At 72.5% G+C, this 5,647-nt stretch carries 9 protein-coding genes; 1 reads left to right on the top strand and 8 read right to left on the bottom strand.

Annotation, left to right across the window (positions count from 1 at the left end):
- From ACWEVO_RS28680 to ACWEVO_RS28650, 7 genes are all read right to left on the bottom strand, one after another.
- On the bottom strand, positions 1-253 hold a 253-nt coding region (locus ACWEVO_RS28680; protein WP_452310602.1), incomplete at its 3' end, for a gas vesicle protein GvpG.
- A gap of 3 nt (positions 254-256) precedes the next feature.
- Positions 257-1,012 (bottom strand): GvpL/GvpF family gas vesicle protein, encoded by a 756-nt coding sequence (locus ACWEVO_RS28675; RefSeq protein ID WP_452310601.1) that lies wholly within the window; start codon positions 1,010-1,012, stop codon positions 257-259.
- Positions 1,012-1,434 carry a gas vesicle protein GvpJ gene (gvpJ, locus tag ACWEVO_RS28670; protein WP_452310600.1) on the bottom strand — a complete coding sequence of 141 codons (423 nt, stop codon included), beginning with the start codon at positions 1,432-1,434 and terminating at the stop codon, positions 1,012-1,014. The genes ACWEVO_RS28675 and gvpJ overlap by 1 nt, the downstream gene beginning before the upstream one ends.
- Positions 1,435-2,670: an SRPBCC family protein gene (locus tag ACWEVO_RS28665; protein ID WP_452310599.1), complete on the bottom strand. Its 1,236-nt coding sequence runs from the start codon at positions 2,668-2,670 to the stop codon at positions 1,435-1,437.
- Positions 2,671-2,672: 2 nt separating this feature from the next.
- The gene (locus tag ACWEVO_RS28660; protein ID WP_452310598.1) at positions 2,673-3,128 is read right to left on the bottom strand and encodes a hypothetical protein; all 456 of its coding nucleotides are present in this window, start codon (positions 3,126-3,128) and stop codon (positions 2,673-2,675) included.
- A gap of 293 nt (positions 3,129-3,421) precedes the next feature.
- A complete protein-coding gene (locus ACWEVO_RS28655; protein WP_452310597.1) occupies positions 3,422-3,931 on the bottom strand; it encodes a GNAT family N-acetyltransferase in 510 nt (169 codons plus the stop codon).
- Positions 3,932-4,082: 151 nt separating this feature from the next.
- Positions 4,083-4,985 (bottom strand): hypothetical protein, encoded by a 903-nt coding sequence (locus ACWEVO_RS28650; RefSeq protein WP_452310596.1) that lies wholly within the window; start codon positions 4,983-4,985, stop codon positions 4,083-4,085.
- 141 nt (positions 4,986-5,126) lie between these two features.
- Here ACWEVO_RS28650 and ACWEVO_RS28645 point away from each other — a divergent pair, with 141 nt between their 5' ends.
- Complete coding sequence (locus ACWEVO_RS28645) at positions 5,127-5,339, top strand: hypothetical protein (RefSeq protein WP_452310595.1); 213 nt, start codon at positions 5,127-5,129, stop codon at positions 5,337-5,339.
- Positions 5,340-5,344: 5 nt separating this feature from the next.
- Here the strand turns inward: ACWEVO_RS28645 and ACWEVO_RS28640 are convergent.
- Positions 5,345-5,647, bottom strand: a 303-nt coding sequence (locus tag ACWEVO_RS28640) for a DUF3263 domain-containing protein (protein ID WP_452310594.1), incomplete at its 5' end; no start/stop codon positions are given.

The following is a 5,647-nucleotide window of genomic DNA, read 5'->3' as shown; positions in this document are numbered from 1 at the left end:
CCCCGGACGGGGCACGGCCGGCGCCGCCGGTCGGCGTGGTGAGCCGGTTCAGGACCTGCTCCTGGCCCCGGTCCCGCTCCTCCGGCGTGATCTCGCCGGCCGCCGCCGCCCGGTCCAGTTCCTCCAGCTCCCGCCGGATGTTGACCGGGTTGTACTGCTGCGACTCCGCCTCCCGGGCGACCACCTTCACCACCGCGGTGAGTCCCCGCACCGGGGCGTACGGCAGGGTCAGCAGCGCCCAGAGGATGTCCATCGGTCACTCCACCAGCTGGTGCGCGCTGACGAAGTCGTACGGGGCGAGCGGGCCGATCAGCCGCATCCGGATCAGGTCCCGGCGCTGCTCGGCGAACTGCTCCACCGCCCCGATGAACTCCTCCTCGTCGTCCGCGCCGACCAGGAAGGCCACATTCACCGCGTCCATCTCATGACTGGGCTGGCGCGGCGCGTCGGCGACCGCGTACCCGCCCACCGCGTCGATCAGGGCGCGGTTCTCCGCCTCCCGGCGCAGCTCGACCGCCTGGCTGATCATCTCGCCGAGCCGGATCCGCTGCTCCCGGCTCTCCGCCGCCGACCGGCCGCGCACCTGGTCGGCGAGCGCGGCGGCGGCGTCGTTCTCGGCCAGGAAGCCGCCGATGAACTCCTGCTCGTCGAAGCGCCCGTGCACGGTGTACTGGATCCGGTCCTCCAGCTCCGCCAGCGCGGCCGCGAACCGCTCCTGGTGCGCCGCCAGCAGGTCCTCCACCGCGTCCGGGCCGGTCACCACCGTGCCGAACCGGACCGGCAGCACCGGCGCGACCTCCGCTGTGCCGTCCAGCAGCCGCTCGTACGCGGTGAGGTCGGCCGGCCGGCCCATCGGCGCCTCCAACCCGACCTCGCTGACCAGCGCGGCGATGTCGCCGTGCCGGACCGCGGTGACCTCGCCCGGTGGGTTGCCGACCCCCTCCGCGTCGGGGGTCGGCTCCACGTCCGACGGCACGATGCCGTAGATGAACAGGCCTCGTTCCTCGGCCATCAGCGCTCCTCCTCCCAGCCGTGCCGCTGCCGGGAGCGGTCCGAGTCGTGCTCGGTGAACGAATCCACCACGACCCCGCTGATCTCCTTGGCCGCCTGGCCCAGGCCGGAGAGCGCCCTGCCCTTGGCCGCTCCCTTGGCGGTGTCGCCCACGATGTCCGGCAGGCCCTTGGTGCCCTTCGGCACGATGCTCAGCCGGTCGACCGTCTCGGCGAACCGGAGGTACGTATCGACGCTGGCGATCACGATCCGGGCGTTGATCTCCAGGAGCTGGATGCCGACCACGGCGACCGACACCTGCGCGTCGATCACCACGCCCTTGTCCAGCACAGTCTCGACGACGTCGGCGAGGGTGCCCCCGCCACCACTTCCGGTGCGTTCGAGCGCGCCACCGGACTGGCCCGATGTGGTGGCGATCGTCATTCAGTCACGCTCCTCTCGCCGGCGGCGAACCACCGGCCGTCGGGGGGTTTCGGACGTACGGCGGACGGGGCGGGCCCGCTCCTCGCGGGGCTCCCGCTCCGCACGGGGCTCCCGCTCCTCGCGGGGCTCGCGCTCCGCACGGGGGCGTCGGGCCCGCTCGGGCTGCCGGCGACGCGGGGGCGGCTGCTCCTCTTCCTCCGGCTCCTCGGCGTACTCGTCGTCGTCGAAGTCGTCGCCCTCGTCGTAGTCGTCGTACTCCTCGTCCTCGGGGGGTCGGCGGCGCTGGGGCGGCCGGCGGCGGCCACGCTCGGCGGGCCGGCGCTCCTCCTCCGGTTCCTCCTCGCGCTCCTCCTCGGGCTCCTCGGGCTCCTCGGCTCGGCCCTGTTCCGGCTGCTCGCGGGCCTCCTGCTCCTCGCGGAGCGCGGTCTCGTGGTCCTTGACCACCTGGGAGTCCTCGATCTCGCCCCGCCAGCCCTCGACGGAGTCCGGGTCGAGCACGGTCTGCGTCATCACGTGCCGGACGAAGTGCTTCAGCTCCAGCCGCACCCGGCGGCCCTGGGCGCGCCAGAGGTTGCCGGTGTGCTCGAAGAGGCCCTTGGGGTGGTACTCGAGCACCACCAGGATCTTCGTCAGCTCCGGGCCGACCTCGTGGAAGCTGACCGTGCCGTCGACGGAGCCCTTCTCGCCCTTCGACCGCCAGTGGATCAGCCGGTCGGGGATCTGCCGGATGATCGTCGACTCCCACGTTCGGTGCGACCAGAAGACCTGCGCCTTCCAGTTCATCTTCTCGTCGGAGGCGTTCTCGGCCAGCTCGACCTTCTTCATGAAGCTGGGGAAGTCGCCGAAGGTCGTCCACTGGTTGTAGGCGACCCGGACCGGCACGCCGACCTCGATCGTCTCGACGATGTTGGTGACCTTGAGCTTCTTGCCGCCCCCCTTGCCACCCTTGCCGCCACCGCCGAACGCCGACATCAACTTCTCCTTACCGCCGGCGAGGCCGGCATGGAACATGGCCTTCATCGGGGAGTGGCCCTCGGCCAGCTTCTGGGCGCCGGTGGCGGCGGCGACCAGGCCCGGGCCGCCCCCCTGCCGGGCGTACTCGCTCAGCCGGCCGGTGGCCCCGGTGATCCGCTCGGTCACCACGTGCATCGCGCGCTCTCCGATGGCCGAGGCCAGGTTGCGCAGCTCGCCGCCGAGCTGGTCGCGCGCCTTGTCCGCGATGTTGCTGGTGGCCATGGTCACCGCCCCCGCCGCCGGCGCGCCGGCACCGGCTGCTCGTCACGGTCCTCGTCGTCGAGCGCCTCGGGCTGCTCGTCGAGTTCCTGCTCCTCGTCCGGTGCCGAGCGCTCCTCGGCCGCCGGCTCCTCGTCGGGCTTGCCCGCGCCGGACTTGCGGCGCAGCGCGTCGGCGCTGCCGCGCAGCTTGCCGCTGAGCGCGTCGATGCCACTGCCGGCGGCGGCGGTCGCCGCGGCCTTGCCGGCCGTGGCGAGCGGCGCGCCCAGCTTGCCGAGGTTGCCCAGCTGGGGGTTGACGTTCAACAGGTCGGAGGCGATCTTCTTCAGTCCGCCGGGCTGCTGGCTGGCCCGTCCGGCGGCCACCGCGGCGGCCAGGGTGAGGGCGGTACGCAGCTTCCTACGGCGGCCGATGACGTATCCGAATCCGACCGCCAGGGCGATCCGAGCTCCGCTCTTCATCAGTTCTCCTTCGCTCCCCGGCGGAAGCGGACGCCATGCACCTGAAGCAGGCCCGGAAAACTGCTGCCGGGGATCAGCGGAAATGGGCCTGCAAACCGGCGTCCCGAATCAGCGGACCCGGCGGGCAATACCCGCCGGGCCAGCCGCAAAACATTTCCCAGGCCGCCCCGTACCGGCGCGCCACAATGGAATCGGGTACCCGGCCAGGGTCGGGCATATACCTCACGAAACGGTCAGACCAACCATCGTGAGCAGGAGAAAGGAGATACTTTACCTAAGGCAAGGAAGAATTGTCAGTGCGCGGGAAGGACGGAATCGAGACACATTTTCGCGCGCAGCTTTCCATCATTCTCGCGCAATTCCGCGCCGCATTTCTTCAAAACCGATATCGCGCCGCGGTTGTCCGGCGTGGTCTCGGCCACGACCGTGTGCATGCCAGCCGCCGCGGCAACGTTCAACAGCTCGCGCAGGGCGGCGGCGCCGAGACCCTGGCCGCGCGCCGAGCGGCCGAGCCACATCCCGGTCTCCACCGTCCCCGGCTCCGCGCAGCGGGTCATCCGCACCATGCCGACCACTTCCCCGCCGGCGATGATCGCGTACATCCGGGTGCGGGTCGGGCCGTCCAGGCCACCGAAGCTGGCCCGGTAGAACTCCCGGAAGGCGTCCCGACGGGCCAGCGACCAGCCGGCAGGGGCCTCCACCGGAGGCATGACGTCCTCCGGTTCCGCCTCAGCAGCCGCTACGGAGAGCAACGGCTCCAGGTTCCCCTCGTCGACCGGCTCCAGTCGTACCGCTCCCGTCACGAGCCGCAGTCTGCCGGTCCCACCGGCCCCAGTCCACTGCTTTGGGCCCGTTCTGCCGGTCCGGCCGAGGGTACGGGCCGGTCGTACCCCCCCGGTGTTCCGCCTCACGCTCCGTTGTCAGCCGACCGGGCCGTTCTGGGAGTGAGGGTGCTCACCCGGCCGGCTCGAACTCGCAGAGCACCGCCGAGGCGTCGTCGGTCCGCTTGTGCCGGCGCAGCCGCTCCGGGTGGTCCCGCTCGGCGGCCCGGACCCGGCCGATCAGCCCCTCCGGCCCCTCCTCGACCGCCACCTCCAGCAGCCCCGCCCAGTCGAAGAGGCCGAACTGGTCGACCGCGCAGGACGTGCCGTCGGTGACCAGGAGCGCGCGCCGCAGCGCCCCGGGACCGCGCAACGGCAGCGTCCCGGTCACCGCGTGGTACGCCGCGTCCGGGTCGGAGGCGGCCGTCCAGTAGCCGTGGGTCCGGTTCATCCGCGCCCGCTGCACGGTCACCGACCGGCGGAACCGGGTCACCGGGTCGACGTCGGTCCCGGGCAGCGCGTCGGCCGTCCGGCGCAGGTCGGCCATCGCGGCGTCCAGTCGCCCGTCGCAGACCACGCTGACGTCGTCGCCGGTGTCGAGCACCAGCGGGCTGTCGCAGAGCACCAGGTAGTCCACCTGGTCGCCGCCCTCGCGGAGCAGGCAGACCGTGGACGACGGGGTGCCCGGGTGGTCGAGGTCGCACTCGCCGCCGTGGTCGGCGCGGACCGCCAGGATGGCCGCCGCCAGGCTGCTCATCAGGGTCGCCGCCGGGCGGGCCGCGACCGCCAGGCCGATCCGGGCGGCCAGGTGCCGCACGTACCAGGCGGGTCCGTGCACGCAGCCGGTGTCGAAGCCGTCCGGCACGGTTGCGCCGTCGAGGACCCCCACCAGCGGGCCGAACCGGAACACCAGGTCCTCGTTCTCCAGCTGGCCGGGGGCCGGATCGGTGGCGGAGCGTACCCGCATCATCGGCGCCGTCGCGACCGGCCGCGCCGGCCGGCTTCCCGTCGGGTACCGGCGATCTGGTGCCCCCATCGGTGCGCTCCCTCCGTCGCCGCCCGCCTACCCGGAGCGGCGGCGGGCATGCCGGTGGTGCGTCCGGGCAAGTGACCGGTAGGCGGCGGCCCTCGCCGGTAGCGTCAGCAGCAACCGGTACGGACGCGACAGGGGGATCGCATGTTGGAGCGGTTGCACGAGGCCGGACTCAAGTCGGAACACGCCTACCTGGCCGGTTTCGTGAGCATCGGGCTTTCCTTCACCAGCTGGTTCCTCTCCAAGCACCTGGAGCGGGCCGGGGTCGCCCGGGCGGACCGGTGGGGCATCTTCGTCGGCGAGTGGGCGCCGACGTTCTTCGCCATCGGCAACGGGCTGCGCACGTACGAGAAGTGAGGCCGTCAACGCCGCCGGTTGCGGGCCCGGGAGGAGCGCAGCCGGCGTAGCCGGCCGATCAGCACCGGCTCGGCGGCCAGCGCGGCCGGATGGTCGAGCAGGGTGTTGAGCAGCTGGTAGTAGCGGGTGGCGGAGAGCCCGAACGTGTCGCGGATGGCCTGCTCCTTGGCGCCCGCGTGCTTCCACCACTGCCGCTCGAAGTCCAGGATCCGCCGCTCCCGCTCGGTGAGCTCACCCGACCCGGCGGCCGGGACATCCGCAGCGGTCTCGTCGTCCGGCCCGCCGTCCGCGACGACCGCGGAGCCGGC

Source organism: Micromonospora sp. NPDC003776 (genome assembly GCF_053605645.1).
The sequence above is the reverse complement of the archived record's forward strand: the minus strand, read 5'-3'. Positions and strand labels throughout refer to the sequence as shown.

Excerpts from the sequence above, each read along its gene's own strand:
- ACWEVO_RS28675 (WP_452310601.1), bottom strand. The coding sequence starts at position 1,012 with ATGGCCGAGGAACGAGGCCTGTTCATCTACGGCATCGTGCCGTCGGAC.
- gvpJ (WP_452310600.1), bottom strand. The coding sequence starts at position 1,434 with ATGACGATCGCCACCACATCGGGCCAGTCCGGTGGCGCGCTCGAACGC.
- ACWEVO_RS28665 (WP_452310599.1), bottom strand. The coding sequence starts at position 2,670 with ATGGCCACCAGCAACATCGCGGACAAGGCGCGCGACCAGCTCGGCGGC.
- ACWEVO_RS28660 (WP_452310598.1), bottom strand. The coding sequence starts at position 3,128 with ATGAAGAGCGGAGCTCGGATCGCCCTGGCGGTCGGATTCGGATACGTC.
- ACWEVO_RS28650 (WP_452310596.1), bottom strand. The coding sequence starts at position 4,985 with ATGGGGGCACCAGATCGCCGGTACCCGACGGGAAGCCGGCCGGCGCGG.
- ACWEVO_RS28645 (WP_452310595.1), top strand. The coding sequence starts at position 5,127 with ATGTTGGAGCGGTTGCACGAGGCCGGACTCAAGTCGGAACACGCCTAC.